The following is a 21,899-nucleotide window of genomic DNA, read 5'->3' on the forward strand; positions in this document are numbered from 1 at the left end:
TGGTCTTTAGCGAAAGACAGAAGTATATAAAAGGTTACACATAAGAAAGTAATAGAATAGTGTCACTTTTGTCACCTTTTGCATTCAAAAACCAACATAGGTAATTATCCATCAAACACTTATAGATAAAATTTAAAAAGTAACATCTGTCACCTTTTTATAGAGAATTCATGTAATATGCTGTAGTATCTTCCTGTATATCGGATGCTGGTGCAGTATATAATCGTTACCAATCAGAAAGAGCTGCTCACGTGCACGGGTAAGAGCAACATTGAGTTTACGATCTACTGTTCCCTCTCGGTTCATACTACAAAAGTTTTTGAGTTGGTAAGATTTATTGAAACAGAAGGAAAGTATAATCACATCACGCTGGCTGCCTTGATAACGCTCTACGGTATCGATCATAATATCAGACAATTCGGCTATACCTGTTTCTTCGAACTTTTTTCTTATCAGGGCTATCTGATTTCGGTATGGAGTGATAATACCAAGTGTTCTTTGAGGGTCGAAAAGAAGATTATTAGCCTTGTAGATATCCAGTAAAGCGATTGACAAGGAGACAGCAATTTCGGCTTCGGCATCGTTCGTTTTATCGGATACACTTGCATCATCTATCTCTCTGACAGGGATAAAGCAAACCCGCTTGTTTGATATCATGGTCTGATATGGATCATTCGGATCAAAAGAAGGATAATTCAAGTCGGCTTGCTGCCTCTCGGTTGCGATCTTTAATATATTGTCATAGAAGTGAGGATTTACAAGACGTGCAATATCCTGATGCATACGTCCATGATATGTAAGTGTATCATAGGCATGCGTCCATGCTTGTTTTTGGCAAATACGGAACAGCCGTTCGAAAAGAGATTCACGGCAATCGTAAAGCTCTATATCATTTAAGATGCTACCATCGACCTTCGATCGGGATTCATCTTGTAATGTTATAGTAGACAGCTGCTTATGATCACCAATCATAATAAACTTATCAAACTGAGGAAGCAGACCTATTATCTGAGATTCCAATATTTGTGAAGCCTCATCGATAATTGCCACATCAAAATGTTTCAGATCGAATAGTTCCGGCTTACCCATGATAGATGCTAATGTTCCTACAAATATGCGAGTTGAGGCGATTGCCTGTAAAAGGTCTTTGCGGTTTGTAGCTTTATATGAGATATTCTGCAACAGTCGGTGGCGATATGCCTCTCCGCATGATAGTTCCGAACCGATACGGATATATCGGTCGCACACGGAGTCATCTTCCGAGAAAGCCTCACAGATAGCAGCACATAGCTCATCTACAGCACGATTGGTGTATGCCATAACAAGGATGTTGCTATCTTCTTTTGCATGAAGACGCTCGATGAGTTGCCGTGCAAATATGGACGTCTTACCTGTACCGGGAGGTCCTACGATAAGGAAGTAATCATCAGCCGACAAGGCTTTTTTTATAACGCTTTCGCCCCTCTCCTCTTGAGTCAGTTCTTTGTCGGGACAGTTGTTCGCATAGATAGTGTGAGGCTCTTTAAGTCCGAGCAAGAGTTCCTTCTTATCGGCAGGAGCAGAGAGAAAACCAAACAGGCTTTTATACATGGCATTGTACCCATGATCGAGCTTATCGTGCTCTACCGCCCAAAGCCTGTAACGAGAGAAGAAAGCTCTGTTTCGCTGCTTGTATCTAAAACGGAGGGTGACCGAATGAGATGATATTTCTACGACTGTGCCTTTTAGTATTTGGTTGGTGAGTACCGTATCTTCCTCATCTTGCTTCGGATATAAGATACAGATTTCTCCTACCCGAAAGTTTACACAATCTTGAGGAGCTAATCGATTGAATCGGATCACCATATCCCGACCACTGTCGTCTATATCTTCTATCTCGAGATCAGAGATCAGATCTAAGGCTTCTTTGCGTTCGGAGAAAGTTGTATTCCACAAGGCAGAGACACTCATTGCTGTATCAAAGTTCTCATCTCCTGTTTTTTGCAAGTATAACTCCCTTGCCACAAAGTTGATGTAGCGATAGGCGTATATCTTTTCTAATGCAGATGATTTAGTGAGAACGTCTTCCAGCTCTTTTAGCTTATCTATGAAGAACTTAGGTACTCTACCATAATTATCTAAATTGAAGAGCTCTTTGAAGGTTTGTTCTACTGTTTGCACATCGCCCGAATACAAATCGTGTTCGGTAGCAACAATCAGATTGCGGGTATTGATAATCTCTTTCTCCAAGCGTTGGTATCTGGCTGCAAAACGGATATTCTCTCCGGCATTGTCGGCACTCGAATATAAGATAGTAGGATAGATATGACGTGCATCTTTGTTAAATACACTTTGTATCATCAGCCGATAGACGGCAGTCTGCGTTTCGTGGTTCGAAGCGATCTTTGTTACATCTTCACGAGGATAAGGTGGCTTGCCCGACTTTAATTCTATGATACGGTCTGCACCGTCCTCCCCATCGGAGAGTTGCAACAGGTCGAGCCGTCCCTGAAAACCGTATTTCTCACAAAAGAAGGAAGGCTCTAATGTACACAGGGTAGTATCAAAGCCGTTTGCGGGCATATCGTTTATTATTACTCGCCGGATGTTATTGAACTGGCCCTCTGCTCTCGACATGAAGTTGCGAAAATCCAAATTGTCCTTTATGTCTTGGCATGATGCATATTCGAAGGGCATCTGACGGAAAGATTTCAGAAACACATCTTCAAACTTCAGTGTTCGGGGATTTTCGGCATAGATAAGCTCATCGAGAAAGAAGTTTGCCAGATTTCCTAACAGGATATAGTGAGAATTCGCATTCGGCTCAAACTTTCTGCGGAAGTAATGCAAGTGAGAATTACCATACGATTGAAAACACTCCGCCATTGCAGAAGCATCGATCAAATAGTCAGGCTCAAGTACAAATAAGGCAGGAATGTAGCAGTCGTGTCCGTCCTTTTTTACATCTAGCAAGTTTAGCTGGGCACCAATCCACAAGCGATCGATAGTAGAGTTGAATATCTTGTTAGCAGATGTATTATATCTTACGGCTAATGTTTCTTGAGGTAAAGTTTCAGGTTGACAGATCAGCAACTCATTTTCTTTATCTATATCGAGCACCTGCACACGCAGCCTATCCAGCGGTAAGGTTTTGTTATCCTCCTGTTCAGCTTCTCCGGGTATTTGGGGGCTATGATCGCCTTGCAAGACTCCGTAAAACAATTCTATACTTTGTTTCGCATCGTCGTATTGCTTGGGCGTAATCAGATTATTCTCATCTCTTTGCAGAAAAGAACTTCGGATACGGATTGTATGTAACCGCCACTCTATACGCTTCGGCAAATCATACTTCTGAGAGATGAAGACCAGCCGAGAAAATAAAGAAGGAAACTGCAAAGATTCACCTTTAGTGATTTCCTTGCAGCTTCTTTCCAGTATCTGTTTGAGGCAGATATATTTATTTCTTAGCGATAGATTGGTTTGATCTATCTGTTGTATCTCGGAGAGATAATCGGATAATAGAGATGTATTACCATACATTTTTACTAATCTCTAACTTCCAAATCAAGGTTGTTACTAATATCAAAATATGCAGGACCTCCGTCATATATATTTGAGTAAAACGTAATCTTCATATCTACAGCTCCATTGCGATATAATAATTCATTAACATTCCTCATGAAGTTAAAATAAGCATTATCATCGATTGTAATCTTTGCGCCATCTTCTCTTATACTTATTGGTGTTTCGTAAGCATAAACACCGACACCTGGAACTTCGATGTAAAACCTGTTAATAACATCTCCTCTTAAAAGATTCGATATTGTAAGCCATGAGTCATTTGTTTTTATACCAATAAGATCCTCTCTTGAAGGATTGAATTGTGGTATTTCAGTAATTCTTACAGTTGTATATGCTTGTCCATAACCATTGTGATCTATATTAAGATTAAACTTTATATCCAATGTGCCTGACTTCCAATAGTAATTTTCATCTGTTTCACACGATGAAAATCCGACTAAAACGAGGAGAGTGAATAAGATTACGCAAAGCTTGTTCATATAGTATTTCATAATTAAATAATTTAGTGACAAAGTTAAATAATTTTATCTTATATATATGACTATGAAAATGAGGTTTTGTAACATAGAGAATAATAGATATAGAAAACTTTTATAAGTGAGTACTTGTTATATATCAAAATAGAATATCTATCTTTGACAACGAAATCTTAGGGGTGCCTTAAAATAACGGGCTGAGATCACACCCATAAACCTGATCCGGGTAATGCCGGCGGAGGGATAGAGAAATATGCAATTGCGCACACGCATATCTTTAACATTCGGGAAATCATCTTATCAAACCCCTTTTTTGTTTAACATCAGGACATATTTACGTATGTCTGGCAAAATTTATATCTTAAATGAAAAAGGTCTTTCTTTCTCTTTCCTTAATATTGATAAATGGAATAGGGATTTTCGCACAACAAAAAGCAGATAGTTTGAAAGTTGTAAAACTAGATGAAGTTGTTGTGTCTGCAACACGTGTAGGTCAGGATGCTCCGGTAGCATACTCTAGCTTGACCGAAAAACAACTAAAAGGAGACAACGCCGCAAAAAACATTCCGGCTATAATGCAAACCCTCCCATCGGTAGTCTCATATACAGAAGGTGGAACGGCTGTAGGTAATACTTCGTTTCGCATTCGTGGAACTGATGCCAATCGTATTAATATCACCCTGAATGGGATGCCTCTGAATAATCCTGAAAGTCAGGAAGTATACTGGGTCAATTTGCCGGATTTGTCAAATTCATTGCAAAGTATGCAAGTGCAACGCGGAGTGGGAACATCTACCAACGGTGCGGCCTCTTTCGGGGCTAGTATTTCGATGCAAACACTGGGGGGAAAACCCAAACCCTATGCCGATATATCTACAGCCTACGGACAATATAATACACTATTATTGTCGGGAGCAGCAGGTACAGGCATTATGAAAAGCGGATTATCGCTAGACGCAAGATATTCTTACGTAAAGAGTGACGGGTATATCCGTAACGGAAAGGTAGACCATAAGAATATCTATGCCGCTTTGTCTCACTACTCCGACAGGCAACTGATACGGCTGATTTATATGAACGGAATACAGCATACCGGCATTACATGGGAAGGTATCGATCCGAGCATGCTGGCTATAAACAGGCGATACAACCCGGCAGGAGAATACAAAGACGACAATGGCAATACACGCTATTACGATAACGAGACGGATAACTACTATTCGAATATCGGACAGTTGATCTATACCCGTTATCTGACAAACACATTGACATTGAATGTAAACTTGAGTTACAATCATGGTTATGGCTATTACGAGAACTATAAGACAGGACGTAAATTTTCAGAATTCGGACTCGAAAATCAGACTGTAGAAGGTACTACTTACAAAAAATCAGATCTTATCCGTCGCAAACTGATGATGAATCATTTGTATGTAGGAGGGGTGAATCTGAAATGGGAAAAAGACAAGTTTGACTTCACCTTAGGTAGTATGTACAGCTATTATGATGGAACTCATTATGGACGATTGCTCTGGGTAAAATTCAACCAGAATATACCTGTAGGTTACGAATGGTATAGAAATGATGCAGATAAACAAGACATGAATGTTTTCCTGAAAACAGAATATAAACCGATGACTAACTTGTCGATATTCGCAGAAGTGCAAGAGCGCTATGTAGACTATCGCATGAAAGGGATCGATGATGATCTTACAAATCTATCAAGCAAAAACTACTATAGTTTTGTTAATCCAAAAGGGGGAATATCTTACCGCTTTGCGGATTATAACGAGATTTACGGATCGTTGGGTATATCTAACAGAGAACCTCTGCGTGCCGACCTAAAAGAATCTCTCAAAGATGGAGGAATCCCTATCAAATCCGAACGGTTGTATGACTATGAGCTGGGCTACAAATATGCGAATGCGACAATAGCTTTCAGTACCAATCTTTATTACATGAATTATAAAGACCAGTTGGTGCAGACCGGAAAGTTGAATGATGTTGGTTATAAGTTGCAAGAAAATGTACCTGACAGCTATCGCACAGGGATAGAACTGGCATTGTCTTATACGCCTAATTATTGGTTGCAGTTAACCGGAAACTTAACCCTGAGCCGTAACAAGATAAAGAATCATACTGTTTACTACGCTTACTATGACAATCAAACAGACTGGAATAGCTTAGGGCAGATCTCAGAAACATTCAAATCTACCGACATTTCATTTTCACCAAACACTGTCGGCAGCTTTACGGTTACATTCAAGCCATTCGAAAAAGAAGATATAAGCTTCTCTTTCATAAACAAGTACGTTGGCAGAATGTACTATGATAATACCTCAAACCCTGATAACCGCTTGTCTGATTATTTCGTTACAGACTTCGCAGCATCATACACTTTGGATACGAAGAAGGTAGGAAAATTTGATTTTCAGTTTTTTATCAACAATCTGACAAATGTAATGTATAATGCAAATGCATGGGTGGATACATATAAGTTTGCAGATGGAACAGAACAAGTTTACAAAGGTCTATTCCCTCAGGCAGGTGCTAACGTGATGGGCAAGATAAGATATCGGTTTTGATATATTTTGATTTACTTTGTGGGATGCAGTAAAACATCCCACAATTTTATAGAGAACAATGATTGAATATTTTATAGAAAACAATTGGGTCAGCATAGTCGGAGCGATCATCGGTCTTATTTTCCTTTACTTAGAATACAAAGCTAATGTATGGATGTGGGCTGCAAGTATCGTTATGGCAGCTTTTTATATCTATATATTCTATAGTACGCAGCTATATGCCAGCATGGGTATATACATCTATTTCTTCGGGGCATCTATATATGGCTGGCTGGTATGGATATTCCGCAACAGGAATACAGAAACAGGAGATGAGATCATCTCTCATGCCGCCAAACGTTACACCTTGCCTATAATTATCGGTGTAGCTCTCATAGCCATATTTATCTATGGCATCCTTACTTCGTTTAGTGACAACAACGTATATATCACGATCGGAGACTCTCTGACTACCTCCCTCAACATTGTAGCACTGTGGATGATCTCCCGAAAGTGGGTAGAACAATGGCTGTTGGTGATTCCCGCTAATTTAATTTCAAGCATTTTACTCTTTGCTCAACATGATATTATGTCGGGCTGTTTATTTTTCATCTTTTTCGTTGTCTCTATAATGGGGTACTATAAATGGAAAAGATTAGCGCTAGGTTCGTGACATAGTCTTGTTATTGTCATAAAACAGAGATATGTAACACAAAAGATATAAAAAATGTTATCTTTGTATCAATAGTGATAACAGTTAGAGCAAACAATTCTACAAGATAATTACATGAAAATCTTCCAGGTTATTACGGTTTCTGAATATGGCGGCGCCCAGACTATAGTTGCAGACCTGGTAAAAAAATTCAGTTCTGAACACGAGCTCTTTCTCCTATATGGAGGTAATGGCGAAGCCTGGAGTAATTTGGGGGATAATTTCACTCGCATTAAGCTAAACAATCATTGCAAAGAGGTGTCAATAAAAGATATAATGCTTTTATTGAAATTATTCTATTATCGTATCAAGTACAAACCCGATGTTGTGCATCTGCACTCTTCTAAGATGGGAGCGATAGGGCGATTAGTCTTCGCTCGCAAAACAATTGTATATACTGTACATGGATTTGATTCGATAAGAACGGCTTTCCGAAAATTCTTAGTTATCGAAAAACTGTTGAAGAACAAAGCATTCCGCATCATTGGAGTAAGCCAATACGATGTGGATATGATGAAGGAAGAAAATATCTACAAAAACGTAGAAAGGATATACAATGGCGTTGCAGATCACTATCTGACAAATAAAATTGAACAAGATACTCTGAGGGAAAAATTAGAGAGTATAAAAAAAGATTATCCCAAAACAATCATGTGCATTTCACGAATATCGAAACAAAAAAAATTCGATTTATTCCTTGATATTGCACAAAAAATGCCTCAATATGCCTTTGTGTGGATTGGCAATAAAGAGGAAATAGAGGGACTACCGCCCAATGTATTTTGTTTGGGTGAAATGCATTCTGCTTTTACTTATTTGAGATACGCTGATGTTTTTGTATTACCATCCAACTACGAAGGTTTGCCAATGTCGATACTCGAGGCCCTGGCATTCAAAGTTCCGGTAGTTGCATCTGCCGTAGGGGGTATTACAGAGGTATTGGACGGGAAGAATGGTTTTGCGGTAGAGAATAAAGCCTCTATCTTTGAAGAAAAAATACAATATATTTTATCTGAAGAAAACATTCAGAAGAGTATGTCTGAGTGTGCAAGACAATCATATCTTGCAAATTTTACAATAGAAAAAATGGTAGACAGCTATGGTGCTGTCTTTAACACAATAGTAGCAAATAAAAAATGAGCCAACCTTTAGTCTCTGTATTAATACCCTGCTATAATGTAGAACGGTATGTGGAAGAATCGATCAACTCGATCCTAAACCAAACATACCGCAACCTTGAGATTATAGCCATAAATGACTGTTCTACAGACAGAACAGGAGACTTACTACAGGCTATGGCAGCGAAAGATTCTCGTGTAAGTGTTTTCACGAATGAGAAGAATCTCAAATTAATACAAACATTGAACAAAGGTATCTCGCTGTGCAAAGGTGATTATATCGCACGTATGGATGCTGACGATATCTCGTTGCCTACTCGCATCGAAAAGGAGGTCGCATTCTTGGAGAAACATACCGATCATGATATAGTAAGTACACAGTTCTATGCCTTCCGATCAGAAAATCCGAATAAAAAAGATCTGAACCATAGCCCGACACACGATCGTGAGTTGCGAGGATATATGCTTTTTCGGTCGGGGATATGCCATCCGGCGGTAATGATTCGTAAGAGGGTATTTAGCGAACTAGGATTAAAATTCGAGCCGGAGTATTTACACGTCGAAGACTATGCATTGTGGTCTGAAGCTATGTACAAAACAAAGTTAGGAAATCTGAGTGAGCCTTTGTTGCTCTATCGTGTGCATAAGCAACAGGTATCCTCTTTGCACGAAGAACTGCAAACAGAGAATAAGAAGAAGGTGTTTAAAATACATTGCAAGCATTTGGGCTTGCCTACCAATGACGACTTTATAAACATCTATACTTCTGTAGCTGAATGTGTTCCTTTACAATCGTCATTCGACTATCTTGACAAGTGTGAAGCATTTATGACTTCTTTACTCAAACTGAATAAAGACAAAGACTTCTGTGACGAAAATTATCTTGTGAAGCTTCTTTCGCTTACATGGTTGCGCCTGTGTGCAAATTCTCGTTTAGGTCTGAAAGTAATAAAGAAAATGAAGGCTTCATCTTTGTACAATGAAAAAAATTATACTTCAAGAGATTTGGCTATCTTTTATACAAAGTGTACTTTTAGACTCAGATATAAAAAGTCCCTTATTTACAAACTAGTATTTAGATAAAGCGTATGCCTAAATTGAAACAGGTACTACCAATGTTCATTCCTTTATTGGTAACGTTCTATTATATTTATCCACAGGCTTTGGATGTACGAGGCTCATCTTTCATCTCTCTATCGGGTTTGATCGGACTAGCTATCTATGCCTATCATCGTTTTCCATTTCGGGAAGTTGTATATGTGATGGTTGCCACTTTTGCTTTATTTCTGATTTTTTACACTTCGGTATGGTACAATGGTGTCGATGACGGAGGATTTAGCTTCGACTATGTAAAGAGTAGGATTGCCTGGTTCTTTACTGCATATATTATTATGTTGCTTATCTTTAAGATACATAAAAAACCTACCCTCAATACAGTTCTCTTATACATTATCGGAGCCATCGCATTGCAGTCTCTTTGCGCATTTTTGATGTATATAAGCGATCCTGTTAAAGAATTTCTAACATCTTTGCAGATGGAAGGCGGAGAATACACTGAAGAAATCATGGAGGAAGCCGAAGGGCAACGCCTGTTGGGATATGGCATCGGGTTCTTTGGGGCGGGAGCAATCAGTGGTATTGCCCTTATCTTTCTTTCTTATCTGTTTATGAGAATGAAACTTACTACGAAAGAGTTTATTATACTGGCCGCATTGTATGTGTTTATTTTTTATATTGGTCTGTTTATGGCTCGTACAACGATTGTAGGTATGGCGGTGGGATTTGCTCTTATTGCGGTATTGTACCTGTGGGACAACAGGGCAGTGAAGAAACAAGCGAAAACTTTTTTCATAGCAGCAGCATTCCTCATGGTTGCCGGATATACTTTTGCGATGTTTTACTTTTCGAGCTTTGCTGACTGGGCTTTCGAATTATTTACAAACCTCTTTGTACACGGACGATTAGAAACGAATTCTTCCAGTGGATTATCTCAAATGTTTTTGATACCGACAAAATTCTCAGAACTGATTATAGGAGAAGGGACAGCTACGTTTTTTGGTACCGATGTGGGATATAGCCGACTTTTATTCTTCTCGGGAATAATAGGTACTTTGGGATTTTTCGTATATCAGCTATATATCATAAAACTTAGCTTAACAAAAGACTGGGGCGTTAATATGGTTGCCATATCCATCTTTGTATATACCTTGGCCCTGAATGTAAAAGGACTTATAGACTTAAATCTCATATTATACATTATCTTCTTCTATTTCATGTTCTATAAATATTACGTATATATGCCTAAGCTATATGCGAAGAGCAAAATAAAGATGAAACAAAGAAGCATAAATAATGAAGATAAAGAAGCAGTAATAGCAAAAATAACAAAATGAAAGAATGTATTATATTAGCCGGAGGGCTGGGCACACGTTTGCAATCGGTAGTAAGCGATGTTCCGAAATGTATGGCCGAAGTAGCCGGAAAACCATTCTTAAGTTACTTGTTCGACTATGCAAAAAATCAGCAATTCGATCACCTGATTCTTTCATTGGGTTATAAATCGGAAGTTGTACTACAGTGGCTCGACGGCAAGTCATACCCTTTCAAGATATCTTATGTTGTAGAAGACTCACCCTTAGGAACAGGCGGGGCAATCAAGTTGGCATTCGACAAAGTGGAAACAGATAAAGCTTTTATCTTCAACGGAGATACCTTCTTTGATGTAGACACTACTCTGCTAGCTGAGTTTCATAAGGAAAAGAATGCGATGGTATCCCTAGCATTGAAACCCATGACAAATTTCGACCGTTATGGTTCTGTCGATTTGGATAAAGGGGAACGCATCATCCATTTTAACGAGAAACAGCATTGTGCAAATGGGATCATAAACGGAGGTGTATATATAATAAACAAAGACCTTTTTTCGACATTAAGCCTTCCTGAGAAATTTTCTTTCGAAAAAGATGTGATGGAAATGCACATCAACGATATTCCATTCTACGGCTGTGTGCAAGATGGTTATTTTATAGACATAGGAATTCCTTCCGACTTTGCGAAGGCAAACCAAGATTTCAAGAACTTGTAAAATTAAGATGGACAAACTAAATTTAGACAAATACAAGTATTTATTTCTCGACAGAGATGGCGTTATCAACGTAGAGCGCCCCAACGATTATGTCAAGAATATATCTGAATTTGTATTTATAGACAAAACTTTACAGGCTATCAAAATGTTATCTTCTAGATTCGAACGTATTTTCATTGTCACCAATCAGCGTGGAGTTGCCCGTGGTAAGATGAGCATATCCGACTTAGAAGAAGTGCATAGCTATATGCTATCTCAGATAGAAGCTTCGGACGGACATATAGATCGACTATATTATTGTACTGATCTTACATCCGACTCTATAAACAGAAAGCCCAATGTGGGAATGGCTTTTAAAGCATTGGCTGACTTTCCGGAAATAGAGTTCGAAAAATCAATTATGGTAGGCAATAGCATGTCAGACATTGAATTCGGCAACAAACTGGGAATGTATACAATACTAGTGGGTGATAAATATCCCGAAGGTCATAAAATATACAAGAACATTAACGCACATTACAAAAATCTATATAAGTTTGCAGATAGTCTGCTCAAGATATTTTAAAATATCAAGTCATGATAATAAGAAGTAAAGCCCCATTCCGATTAGGATTAGCAGGTGGAGGAACAGATGTATCTCCATACTCGGATTTGTATGGAGGATGTATATTGAATGCAACTATAAATCTGTATGCATTCGCAAATATTGAGCCTCGCACCGACAACAAAATTGTATTCCGTATTCCACAAACAAATGAGGAATATATTTTCGATTCTGCGATCGAACTACCTATCTCCAACGATAAAGCCGACTTGATGAAAGGTATATACAACAGGGTAATCAAAGACTTTATAAAAAAGCCATTGTCTTTTACACTGACCTGTGCGCTCGAAGTTCCTTTTGGCTCGGGACTAGGAACGTCCTCTACCCTCGCCATTGCTATATTGGGAGCATATACCGAATGGCTCTCTTTGCCGCTTGGCGATTACGACCTCGCATATTTGGCATATCAGATAGAACGGATAGACCTAAAGCAAGCGGGAGGAAAACAAGATCAGTATGCCGCAGCATTCGGAGGATTCAACTTTATGGAATTCTATGCTGAAGACAAAGTGATTGTGAATCCTCTACGCATTCGCAACGAAATAATCAATGAGCTATCTAACAACCTGTTGCTTTGCTACACCAACTCGAGTAGAAATTCGGGAGATATCATCGAAAAGCAACAAAAGAATGTTAAAGATCATCAAGAAAGGTCAATAGAAGCAATGCATCAGATAAAAAAACAGTCTTATGAAATAAAGGAAGCTATTCTGAAAAATAATCTGGACGAAATAGGAGATGTTTTACATCGGGGATGGACCTACAAACGAGACATGGCGGACGGAATTTCAACCCCACTATTCGAAGAACTATACAATACAGCCATATCAGCGGGAGCTACAGGAGGTAAAATATCGGGAGCCGGAGGTGGAGGATATGTGTTTTTCTATTGTCCGGGCAATACACGTTTTTCCGTAGCTAAAGCTTTACAAGGATTGGACGGACAGATACAACCATACACTTTTACAAAAAAGGGATTAGAAACCTGGTATACTAAATAAAACTAGATGAAAGTAGCAATTCTTATACGTGTATACGACCGAGTTGAAGATTTGAAACATAATCTTCAGATCATATCTGATACATGGAAAGAAAATGATTATTATACAATTGTTGTCAGCAATGGCAAAAGCAATGGCTATGAAGTCACCCCCGATTCGTTACCGCTCATCGACAAGATGGTAATACTGGAGGAGAACGCAGGACATAGGCGGGGCAATTCGCAATTGCTAATGGAAGGTATTAAATATATCCCATCAGATTGTAAATACACCCTTATCCTCGAAGCTGACACATGGATGTATGGTGATCGTATTATTTCTAAATATACAAGCTTGCTCGATAAATCTGATTTTGCAGTTTGGGCTAGTGCCGACTGGTATGATAAGTACTATGCCTTAGCTACAGATTTTGCAATTATCAAAACACAATATATTATCAAGAATCCGGGAATTTTTAATTTTGAACTTTTTCCCGAGTGCCATATCTCCAACTTCTTGAGGGATACAAATGCTGGTTATCTCTGGATAAAGGAAAATATGCCGGTGCATGTTCCTAGTTATGTGAAATACAAATACCCTTATATACCAAACATCAAAGAGGGACGTTTTTATGTCTTTCCCAAATCAAAAACAGTTACGCACCATATTGAGTATCTGAAAGGAGGAATGGAGCAAAAGAAACGTTATTTTAATATCATTGCCAACGATGATTACTTCACAGATATAAAAAGTAATAACAAAAGCTGGAACAGATTAAAAATGAGGTTTTGGATTGGATTGAGTAAGTTATTAGTGAAGAGAAGTTGGTATAGTGGTAAAACCTACAAAATTATAGAACAGCAGAATACTTAATATATGATATTCTCTACATACAGTTTTGTATTTATTTATCTGCCGCTGGTGCTTTTACTATACTTCGGTATGGCCCGTTATGTAAGCCGCAGATTCCAGCAAATATTTTTGATCGTAGCATCGCTGATATTTTATGGAGCTATATTTTTTCAGGGATTCGGACATCTCTGGTATATCGCATTGATTATGTCTTCCGTGATAGTCAACTACTCTGTTGCAACCGGAGTGGAGAACATAACGAGGCCTCCTACACGTAAAATAGTATTTACAATAGGTGTCATATTCAATGTTGCGCTTTTAGGCTATTATAAATACTCCAACTTCTTTTTAGACAATATAAACCATATTTTCGGAACGGAATTTATACTCAAACAGATTATAATACCCTTAGGTATAAGTTTTTTTACATTTCAGCAAATAGTATTTCTGATAAATATATGGAAAAAAGAAAAACGTGTTCCCAATTTTATAGATTACACACAGTTTGTCATCTTTTACCCGTATGTCGTGATGGGACCTATTGTTTTCCTAAAGGATATACTACCCCAATATCTGGATGAGAAAAATCGCTTTTTCAATGCAAAGAACTTCTCAGCCGGTCTTTTCATCTTTGTGATCGGTCTTTTCAAAAAAGCTGTAATAGCCGATACGCTCGACAATTTTGTATTTTACTCATACCTATCGCCCGAAAAGCTTGGTTTTGCGACCTCATGGCTAACCGCCCTGTCTTATTCATTTCAGATATATTTCGACTTTAGCGGATATTCCGACATGGCAATAGGATTGGCTAAGATGATGAATATCAACCTTCCGGTCAACTTCTATTCTCCATACAAGTCTGTAAGTATAACTGAATTTTGGAAACGGTGGCACATCACATTAGGTCGGTCCCTGGCCATACTGATATATTATCCGCTGGGGGGAAATCGCAAAGGTCTTGCCCGGACGTGCATCAATCTGTTTGCCGTATTTTTTGTAAGCGGTATTTGGCATGGGGCAGCCTGGACTTTCGTCGTATGGGGCATTGCACACGGGGTAGTACGCATATTTGAAAAGTTATTCATGAAGTATCTGGAGAAGATACCCAACCTCATACGGATATTCTTCACATTTATGTTTGTAAATGCAGCATGGGTATTATTCCGTTCGCCAACATTCGACGTAGCCCTCACCGTTCTTAAGAATATGTTCGCTCCTGAGAGTTTCAGCTTTAGTGGTATAGCCCACATGGCTTACAACACCAGTATAACATATCCCGACTCTATGGCTGTGATGTATGTATTGGCTATCCTTTCTATTGTAGCTACATTGGTATTTTTGTATCCCAAGAACAGTATAGATAAGTACAATGAATTCAAACCGACGGTAAAAAATGCGATGGTTATTGCCTTGCTGTTGACAGTATCGGTAATTCATTTTTCGAGGGTAGGTGCGTTTATTTATTTCAACTTCTAGCCTATGAATAAGAAAGAAAATAAAAACTCATTCAAAAAGTTTCTTAGCGTATTTACAATAGCTTCTATTGTAATGCTGCTAGGCGTGGGCTGTCTTACTTATATTGTTGATCCATTTTTCCAGTTCAGAGTCAATGAAGATGGACGCTATTTTCTGAGTCCATGGCTTCAAAATGGAGGACTCGCACGCAACTACGACTACAATACTGTTGTACTCGGGTCATCGATGGTGCAGAATTATGATATATCTATTCTCAAAAAGAATAACCCTTCTGTTAAGCCTGTTAAGCTATCAAGCGGAGGAATGAACAACGAAGAAATGAAATATCTATACTCGTTGGTAAAAAAGGATAGCGTAAGATCTTTCATTATAAATTTTGATATTCCTCAGTTTAATCTCGGCTTTGAAGAAGTGCGCTACCCTCGATTCCTATACGAAGACAGGCCTATCAATAAACTACAATATCTATATGGATATGAAGCATGTATACGCTTCTTACCCATCGACCTGATACTACCTCTATATCTGAAAACTAAAGAACAGATACCCGTAGAGTATGTGATGAAAACAGAAATAGATCAAATAGGCAACAACAGCTATTTGAACTATTACAATGCCGATCATGTAAAAAATCTCTATCTAAGCGGACAAACAGTATCTATACAGCGACTGGATGGAATGAAGGAACGAATGCACAATAAACTTGCTTCATTATTGGAAAGTATGGCTATAGACGATCATAAAGACATTCATTATACAATTATTTTGTCTCCATATTCGGCTCTGTACTGGTATCATACCAAAGAAAGTGGGTATTACGACCAGTTCATCGATTTCATATATCACTTGCAACAGTCTTTAAAGGCATACAACAATGCCCGATTGATGTTCTTTTTCAACATGAATGAGATTACCGATCTGAATAACTATTCGGACGTTACACACTTCTCTCCGGCATTGACAGACAAAGTACTCGAAAATATTTATAATCCGGAATATGAACTTAACTCATCCAATATTGATAATAAGATACACCAACTGGATAGTTTAGTGAATATATTTGTAGAACAAAACAAAGATTGGTTACCCCAAAATTGACATAATATGTTTGTAGTTAACGGAAGATACTTGACACAAAAAGCAACAGGCGTACATCGATATGCTTTCGAGATATGTAACAAACTTCATGAAATGGGTGTCGATTTTCATGTAGCTGTACCGAATGAAATCCATCCGGATTATAAGTTCAATTTCAAGGTGGTGAAGTGTGGTTCTTTGAATACACATCTCTGGGAGCAGATCTCCCTACCTCGCTATCTGAGACGTATTGGCAGTCCATTACTGATAAGCTTCACAGGCTGTGGCCCCCTAAATTACAGCAATCAAATCATGACCATCCACGACGTATCGCATGAGCGTTATCCCGAATGGTTCTCTAAAAATTATTACCGTTTCTACCATTACATGATGCCTCGCATCGGAAAAAAAGCACATGCAGTACTTACCGTCAGTGAATTTTCGAAGAAAGAAATAGTGAATACTTTGGGTATAAATGCCGAAAAGATACATGTAGTACATAGTAACGTACCGTTTCATAATAAGCCAAGTAAGGAGGAAATATTGAGTTTCACACGCAATCCCGAAGCGGAAAGATATATTCTGGCAGTATCATCGATGGATCCCCGCAAAAACTTTATACGACTTGTAGAAGCTTTTGACAAAATAAAAGACAAGTCGGTGAAACTATATATTATAGGGATGTCGTTCAAAGCGTTCAATACACCTGATCTGCAAAAGCTGATCGGGGAAAATGTCCACCTTCCGGGCTATATACCCGATGAGAAATTACAAACAATGTATCAGAATGCCTTATTATCTGTATACCCCTCGCTATACGAAGGTTTTGGCTTGCCGCCACTAGAATCGATGACATACGGCTGTCCGGCTATCAATTCAGATATACCTGCCTTACGCGAGGTAAGCCAAGATGCGGCATTATACGTAGATCCTTACAATGTAGACGATATTACTCAAAAGATAGAACAGTTGCTGGTTGATGATCCGCTACGAAAAGAATTACAAGAAAAGGGTTTACTACAAATAAAAAAATATTCGTGGGACAAGTCAGCCAAACAAGTTTACGAGTTGGCTCAATTATTTATGTAAATTTTTGATTCGACTCTCTGATTTTATCCTTTACTATTTGCACCAAAGATACAACAAGAAGAATAAGAGAGGCAGCAAAACAAGCGAATCCAAGTACTTTATCCGAATCAAAATTTAGAATACCTACTGATGTTAATAATAAAGCAGTAGGGATCAATGCGTATGACATTGTAAAAGGCCTGGAAGTTTTCATTATTGGTATTATTTGTGCTTATTTATTTATTAGATGCATAAAAAGCCAGAAAGATGCAAAAACATAGATTATTTAAACAAATTTAACAAGAATTATATCTCGCAAATTATGCTACAGTCTCCAAACAGGTGATTATTACTATAAATAAAACAAATTACGAAAGAAATAGTTCATCTGTGAATCGGGCATTCAAGACATTCGCAAATAAAATTATTCTACAATAAGCTGTCATGCCATTCTTTTATCCGCTTTTTTAGAATGTTATCAATACTAAAAAACATTCCGTCACAAGCGATACAGAATAAAACTCATCGATTTTGGTTCTTTCTATAAAAAGACTATATTTATAAGAACAGAGTGTATTTATGGCTTTATGCTATATCAACCTTAAATACGTATAATATAGGTCAATAAATAAAATCGGATATGTTCATATAGTAATTACAGATTTTGCTTTTTGATTAAAAAGCTCTTGCTTTTACTTTGAAAATACCTTTATTTAACCTACTTTTGCAGGGTAATAGAAAAAAGCGATTACGCATGTTTTTTTTCTATAATAGTCAACGATCAATACATCTAAAATTAACTATTCTAAATAACTAAAAACAGATTTGATTTATGAGTTGGTTACTTAAATCTTCTATTGGCAAGAAGTTGATCATGAGTATCTCAGGTATCGCTCTTGTCTTATTCTTGCTGTTTCACGCGGCGATGAATGTAACGGCGGTGTTTTCGGAAGAGGCCTACAACACCATTTGTGCCCTTCTTGGTGCTAACTGGTATGCTGTGGCAGGTACTGCCGCCTTAGGAGGCCTTGTTGCAGTTCACTTCATCTATGCACTTATCTTAACCCTACAAAACCGCAAAGCTCGCGGTAATGATCGTTATGCAGTAAATGTACGCCCTAAAAACGTGCAATGGGCATCTCAGAACATGTTTGTTTTGGGAGTAATCGTAATTGGATTCCTAGTACTACATTTCAGCCAGTTTTGGTATAAAATGATGTTTGCCGAACTAATGGGACATCATCATGTAGAATTAGGCGATACTACAGTATCTCCTCAAGATGGAGCTGCTTTTATCAAATACTATTTCAGCCAAGCATGGGTTGTTGTAGCATATTTGGTATGGTATGTAGCATTATGGTTTCACCTATCTCACGGATTTTGGAGTGCAGTTCATACCATCGGATGGAACAATCGCGTATGGATGAATCGCTGGAAAGTAATTGGACAAGTAGTTGCTACTATTATTTGTCTTGCGTTTGCATTTGTAACTATTTACTTCTACGCAAGAGCTACTTTTTGCCCATTTGTTTAGGCACTGATTATTTTTGTTAATTGATTAAAAGAAAAACAGATATGAGTACTATACTAGATCCAAAAAAAGATTCAAAAATACCTGATGGGCCATTAGCAGACAAGTGGACCAACTATAAAGACCACCAGAAACTGGTGAACCCTGCTAACAAACGTCGCCTTGACGTTATTATCGTGGGTACAGGTCTTGCAGGAGCTTCAGCAGCAGCATCACTTGGTGAGATGGGCTTCAATGTACTGAACTTCTGTATACAAGACTCTCCTCGCCGTGCACACTCTATCGCAGCACAGGGAGGTATAAATGCAGCAAAGAATTATCAAAACGACGGCGACTCTGTATACCGTCTATTTTATGATACAATCAAAGGTGGTGACTACCGTGCTCGCGAGGCGAATGTATATCGTCTTGCAGAAGTATCGAATAGCATCATCGACCAATGCGTAGCTCAGGGAGTTCCTTTTGCTCGCGAATACGGCGGTTTACTTGACAACCGTTCATTCGGTGGAGCTCAGGTATCTCGTACATTCTATGCTAAAGGACAAACCGGACAGCAATTGTTACTAGGCGCATACTCGGCTCTGAGCCGTCAGGTGCAAAAGGGAAGCGTAAAGCTTTATACCCGCTACGAAATGGTTGACGTTGTTCTCATCGATGGCCGTGCACGTGGTATTATCGCACGCAACCTTGTAACAGGTAAACTAGAACGTTTTGCGGCACATGCTGTAGTAATAGCAACAGGCGGATACGGAAATGCATTTTTCCTTTCTACCAATGCAATGGGTTCTAACGGATCGGCAGCTATCCAAGCATACAAAAAGGGTGCTTACTTTGCAAATCCTTGTTATGCTCAAATTCACCCAACATGTATTCCTGTTCATGGAGAATTCCAATCGAAATTGACATTGATGTCAGAATCTCTTCGTAATGACGGACGTATATGGGTACCTAAGAAAAAAGAAGATGCCGAAGCAATCCGTGCAGGTAAATTAAAACCAACTCAGATTGCAGAAGAAGACAGAGACTATTATTTGGAAAGACGTTATCCTGCCTTCGGTAACCTTGTACCACGCGACGTTGCATCTCGTGCAGCCAAAGAAAGATGTGATGCGGGATATGGAGTAGGATCTACAGGTCTTGCCGTATATCTTGACTTCAGCGATGCCATCAAACGTCTTGGACGCAACGTAGTAGAAGCTAAATACGGTAACTTGTTCCAAATGTATGACAAAATCGTTGACGAAAACCCATACGAAACACCGATGATGATTTATCCGGCTATCCACTATACAATGGGTGGCATCTGGGTTGATTATGAATTGATGACTTCTATCAAAGGTTTGTTTGCACTGGGAGAAGCTAACTTCTCTGATCACGGAGCAAACCGTCTTGGAGCATCAGCATTGATGCAGGGACTAGCCGATGGATATTTCGTATTACCATATACTATTCAGAATTATCTAGCCGATCAGATTACTGTACCTCGTTTCAGCACAGACCTTCCTGAATTTGCGGAAGTAGAAAATGAGATCAAAGAAAAGATAGCTAAACTGATGGCTATAAAAGGAAAACGTTCTGTCGACTCTATTCACAAGCAGCTGGGTCTTATCATGTGGGATTTTGTGGGTATGGCACGTACAAAAGAATCTCTTGAGAAAGCGATCGAAGAACTGAAAGCTGTCAAAAAAGAATTCTGGTCTAATGTTCTTATACCGGGCGAAGCCAATGACCTGAACACAGAATTGGAAAAAGCTCTACGCTTGGCAGACTTCATCGAAATCGGTTTATTAATGGCTTATGACGGATTGAATCGTAACGAATCGTGTGGTGGTCACTTCCGTGAAGAATACCAAACTCCTGAAGGAGAAGCGATGCGTGACGATGAAAATTACTCTTATGTTGCATGTTGGAAATATCAGGGCGAAGAATCAGCTCCTGAGCTTGTAAAAGAGCCACTAGACTATGAGTTTGTAGTAAGACAACAACGTAATTACAAGGCATAAAATAAACGACAATGGAAAAACTAATAAATATAACATTAAAAGTTTGGCGTCAAAGAGGTCCACAAGTAAAAGGGGCTTTTGAGACATATTCACTTGATGGTATTTCAGTAGATAGTTCATTTCTTGAGATGCTTGATATTCTGAATGAAACCCTTATAAACCAAGGAAAAGAGCCGGTAGTATTTGACCACGACTGTCGTGAAGGTATTTGCGGTATGTGTAGTCTTTATGTAAACGGACATCCACACGGACCGGATGAAGACATTACAACTTGCCAGTTGCACATGCGTAAATTTAAAGATGGCGAAACTATCACGATCGAGCCATGGCGTTCGGCAGGATTCCCTGTTATTCGCGACTTGATGGTAGATCGTAATGCTTTCGATAAAATCATTCAAGCTGGTGGATATGTAAGTGTAAATACCGGAGGTATACCTGATGCCAATGCTATCCCTATCCCTAAGGTAGATGCTGATGAAGCAATGGATTCGGCTTCTTGTATCGGATGTGGAGCTTGTGTTGCTGCTTGTAAGAACGGTTCGGCTATGCTCTTCGTTTCGGCGAAAGTAAGCCAGTTGGCACTTCTTCCTCAAGGACGTGTAGAAGGTGCTCGCCGTGCTAAAGCAATGGTGGCTAAAATGGACGAACTGGGATTCGGAAACTGTACCAATACAGGCGCATGTGAAGTAGAATGTCCTAAGAACATTTCTATTAGCAATATCGCTCGTCTTAACCGCGAATTCTTATCAGCTAAATTTAAAGACTAATAATCTTTATAAATATATGGAAAGC

At 38.7% G+C, this 21,899-nt stretch carries 18 protein-coding genes and 1 riboswitch; of the genes, 15 read left to right on the forward strand and 3 right to left on the reverse strand.

Translation table 11 applies throughout. The features are described from left to right. Positions 1-168: 168 nt before the first annotated feature. Positions 169-3,519, reverse strand: coding sequence for an AAA domain-containing protein (locus HMPREF9456_RS08995; RefSeq protein ID WP_006843196.1), 3,351 nt, complete (start codon positions 3,517-3,519; stop codon positions 169-171). 5 nt (positions 3,520-3,524) lie between these two features. Further along, positions 3,525-4,052: a hypothetical protein gene (locus HMPREF9456_RS09000; protein ID WP_006843197.1), complete on the reverse strand. Its 528-nt coding sequence runs from the start codon at positions 4,050-4,052 to the stop codon at positions 3,525-3,527. Between the two features lie 150 nt (positions 4,053-4,202). Beyond that, positions 4,203-4,298: riboswitch (TPP riboswitch) on the forward strand. A gap of 104 nt (positions 4,299-4,402) precedes the next feature. Between HMPREF9456_RS09000 and HMPREF9456_RS09005 the strand changes: the two genes are divergently transcribed. The 12 genes from HMPREF9456_RS09005 (at position 4,403) to HMPREF9456_RS09060 (ending at position 17,594) form a co-directional block, all read left to right on the forward strand. Beyond that, positions 4,403-6,622, forward strand: coding sequence for a TonB-dependent receptor (locus tag HMPREF9456_RS09005; RefSeq protein ID WP_006843198.1), 2,220 nt, complete (start codon positions 4,403-4,405; stop codon positions 6,620-6,622). A gap of 58 nt (positions 6,623-6,680) precedes the next feature. Beyond that, complete coding sequence (gene pnuC / locus HMPREF9456_RS09010; RefSeq protein WP_006843199.1) at positions 6,681-7,274, forward strand: nicotinamide riboside transporter PnuC; 594 nt, start codon at positions 6,681-6,683, stop codon at positions 7,272-7,274. A 114-nt stretch (positions 7,275-7,388) separates the two neighbouring features. Continuing rightward, positions 7,389-8,453, forward strand: coding sequence for a glycosyltransferase (locus HMPREF9456_RS09015; RefSeq protein WP_006843200.1), 1,065 nt, complete (start codon positions 7,389-7,391; stop codon positions 8,451-8,453). Continuing rightward, positions 8,450-9,514: a glycosyltransferase family 2 protein gene (locus HMPREF9456_RS09020; protein ID WP_006843201.1), complete on the forward strand. Its 1,065-nt coding sequence runs from the start codon at positions 8,450-8,452 to the stop codon at positions 9,512-9,514. Before HMPREF9456_RS09015 ends, HMPREF9456_RS09020 begins: the two co-directional genes overlap by 4 nt. Before the next feature lie 5 nt (positions 9,515-9,519). Continuing rightward, complete coding sequence (locus tag HMPREF9456_RS09025; RefSeq protein WP_006843202.1) at positions 9,520-10,824, forward strand: hypothetical protein; 1,305 nt, start codon at positions 9,520-9,522, stop codon at positions 10,822-10,824. Beyond that, positions 10,821-11,516, forward strand: coding sequence for a nucleotidyltransferase family protein (locus HMPREF9456_RS09030; RefSeq protein ID WP_006843203.1), 696 nt, complete (start codon positions 10,821-10,823; stop codon positions 11,514-11,516). Before HMPREF9456_RS09025 ends, HMPREF9456_RS09030 begins: the two co-directional genes overlap by 4 nt. Positions 11,517-11,523: 7 nt before the next feature. Then, positions 11,524-12,081 carry a D-glycero-alpha-D-manno-heptose-1,7-bisphosphate 7-phosphatase gene (locus tag HMPREF9456_RS09035; RefSeq protein WP_006843204.1) on the forward strand — a complete coding sequence of 186 codons (558 nt, stop codon included), beginning with the start codon at positions 11,524-11,526 and terminating at the stop codon, positions 12,079-12,081. Between the two features lie 11 nt (positions 12,082-12,092). Beyond that, positions 12,093-13,121 carry a GHMP family kinase ATP-binding protein gene (locus HMPREF9456_RS09040; RefSeq protein ID WP_006843205.1) on the forward strand — a complete coding sequence of 343 codons (1,029 nt, stop codon included), beginning with the start codon at positions 12,093-12,095 and terminating at the stop codon, positions 13,119-13,121. A 6-nt stretch (positions 13,122-13,127) separates the two neighbouring features. Beyond that, positions 13,128-13,973, forward strand: a complete 846-nt coding sequence (locus HMPREF9456_RS09045) for a hypothetical protein (RefSeq protein WP_006843206.1) — start codon at positions 13,128-13,130, stop codon at positions 13,971-13,973. Positions 13,974-13,976: 3 nt separating this feature from the next. Beyond that, positions 13,977-15,428: an MBOAT family O-acyltransferase gene (locus tag HMPREF9456_RS09050; protein ID WP_006843207.1), complete on the forward strand. Its 1,452-nt coding sequence runs from the start codon at positions 13,977-13,979 to the stop codon at positions 15,426-15,428. Between the two features lie 3 nt (positions 15,429-15,431). Further along, complete coding sequence (locus tag HMPREF9456_RS09055; RefSeq protein WP_006843208.1) at positions 15,432-16,526, forward strand: hypothetical protein; 1,095 nt, start codon at positions 15,432-15,434, stop codon at positions 16,524-16,526. Between the two features lie 6 nt (positions 16,527-16,532). Further along, positions 16,533-17,594 carry a glycosyltransferase family 4 protein gene (locus HMPREF9456_RS09060; protein WP_006843209.1) on the forward strand — a complete coding sequence of 354 codons (1,062 nt, stop codon included), beginning with the start codon at positions 16,533-16,535 and terminating at the stop codon, positions 17,592-17,594. On the opposite strand, the gene HMPREF9456_RS09065 is transcribed toward HMPREF9456_RS09060, so the two are convergent. After that, positions 17,587-17,787 (reverse strand): hypothetical protein, encoded by a 201-nt coding sequence (locus HMPREF9456_RS09065; protein WP_006843210.1) that lies wholly within the window; start codon positions 17,785-17,787, stop codon positions 17,587-17,589. The genes HMPREF9456_RS09060 and HMPREF9456_RS09065 overlap by 8 nt on opposite strands. A gap of 618 nt (positions 17,788-18,405) precedes the next feature. On the opposite strand from HMPREF9456_RS09065, the gene HMPREF9456_RS09070 reads away from it, so the two are divergent. From HMPREF9456_RS09070 to HMPREF9456_RS09080, 3 genes are read left to right on the forward strand one after another with little or no spacing between them, the layout of a single operon-like run. Continuing rightward, positions 18,406-19,107 carry a succinate dehydrogenase cytochrome b subunit gene (locus tag HMPREF9456_RS09070; protein ID WP_006843211.1) on the forward strand — a complete coding sequence of 234 codons (702 nt, stop codon included), beginning with the start codon at positions 18,406-18,408 and terminating at the stop codon, positions 19,105-19,107. Between the two features lie 41 nt (positions 19,108-19,148). Continuing rightward, on the forward strand, positions 19,149-21,107 hold the full coding sequence (locus tag HMPREF9456_RS09075) for a fumarate reductase/succinate dehydrogenase flavoprotein subunit (protein ID WP_006843212.1): 1,959 nt from the start codon (positions 19,149-19,151) through the stop codon (positions 21,105-21,107). An 11-nt stretch (positions 21,108-21,118) separates the two neighbouring features. Continuing rightward, positions 21,119-21,874: a succinate dehydrogenase/fumarate reductase iron-sulfur subunit gene (locus tag HMPREF9456_RS09080; RefSeq protein WP_006843213.1), complete on the forward strand. Its 756-nt coding sequence runs from the start codon at positions 21,119-21,121 to the stop codon at positions 21,872-21,874. Positions 21,875-21,899 lie beyond the last annotated feature (25 nt).

Origin of the sequence: Dysgonomonas mossii DSM 22836, from assembly GCF_000213575.1 — a bacterium.
Taxonomy (GTDB): Bacteria; Bacteroidota; Bacteroidia; order Bacteroidales; family Dysgonomonadaceae; genus Dysgonomonas; species Dysgonomonas mossii.

Excerpts from the sequence above, each read along its gene's own strand:
- HMPREF9456_RS09020 (WP_006843201.1), top strand. The coding sequence starts at position 8,450 with ATGAGCCAACCTTTAGTCTCTGTATTAATACCCTGCTATAATGTAGAA.
- HMPREF9456_RS09080 (WP_006843213.1), top strand. The coding sequence starts at position 21,119 with ATGGAAAAACTAATAAATATAACATTAAAAGTTTGGCGTCAAAGAGGT.
- HMPREF9456_RS09005 (WP_006843198.1), top strand. The coding sequence starts at position 4,403 with ATGAAAAAGGTCTTTCTTTCTCTTTCCTTAATATTGATAAATGGAATA.
- HMPREF9456_RS09050 (WP_006843207.1), top strand. The coding sequence starts at position 13,977 with ATGATATTCTCTACATACAGTTTTGTATTTATTTATCTGCCGCTGGTG.
- HMPREF9456_RS09000 (WP_006843197.1), bottom strand. The coding sequence starts at position 4,052 with ATGAAATACTATATGAACAAGCTTTGCGTAATCTTATTCACTCTCCTC.
- HMPREF9456_RS08995 (WP_006843196.1), bottom strand. The coding sequence starts at position 3,519 with ATGTATGGTAATACATCTCTATTATCCGATTATCTCTCCGAGATACAA.
- HMPREF9456_RS09040 (WP_006843205.1), top strand. The coding sequence starts at position 12,093 with ATGATAATAAGAAGTAAAGCCCCATTCCGATTAGGATTAGCAGGTGGA.
- HMPREF9456_RS09035 (WP_006843204.1), top strand. The coding sequence starts at position 11,524 with ATGGACAAACTAAATTTAGACAAATACAAGTATTTATTTCTCGACAGA.
- HMPREF9456_RS09075 (WP_006843212.1), top strand. The coding sequence starts at position 19,149 with ATGAGTACTATACTAGATCCAAAAAAAGATTCAAAAATACCTGATGGG.
- HMPREF9456_RS09065 (WP_006843210.1), bottom strand. The coding sequence starts at position 17,787 with ATGAAAACTTCCAGGCCTTTTACAATGTCATACGCATTGATCCCTACT.
- HMPREF9456_RS09045 (WP_006843206.1), top strand. The coding sequence starts at position 13,128 with ATGAAAGTAGCAATTCTTATACGTGTATACGACCGAGTTGAAGATTTG.
- HMPREF9456_RS09055 (WP_006843208.1), top strand. The coding sequence starts at position 15,432 with ATGAATAAGAAAGAAAATAAAAACTCATTCAAAAAGTTTCTTAGCGTA.
- HMPREF9456_RS09030 (WP_006843203.1), top strand. The coding sequence starts at position 10,821 with ATGAAAGAATGTATTATATTAGCCGGAGGGCTGGGCACACGTTTGCAA.
- HMPREF9456_RS09025 (WP_006843202.1), top strand. The coding sequence starts at position 9,520 with ATGCCTAAATTGAAACAGGTACTACCAATGTTCATTCCTTTATTGGTA.
- pnuC (WP_006843199.1), top strand. The coding sequence starts at position 6,681 with ATGATTGAATATTTTATAGAAAACAATTGGGTCAGCATAGTCGGAGCG.
- HMPREF9456_RS09060 (WP_006843209.1), top strand. The coding sequence starts at position 16,533 with ATGTTTGTAGTTAACGGAAGATACTTGACACAAAAAGCAACAGGCGTA.
- HMPREF9456_RS09015 (WP_006843200.1), top strand. The coding sequence starts at position 7,389 with ATGAAAATCTTCCAGGTTATTACGGTTTCTGAATATGGCGGCGCCCAG.
- HMPREF9456_RS09070 (WP_006843211.1), top strand. The coding sequence starts at position 18,406 with ATGAGTTGGTTACTTAAATCTTCTATTGGCAAGAAGTTGATCATGAGT.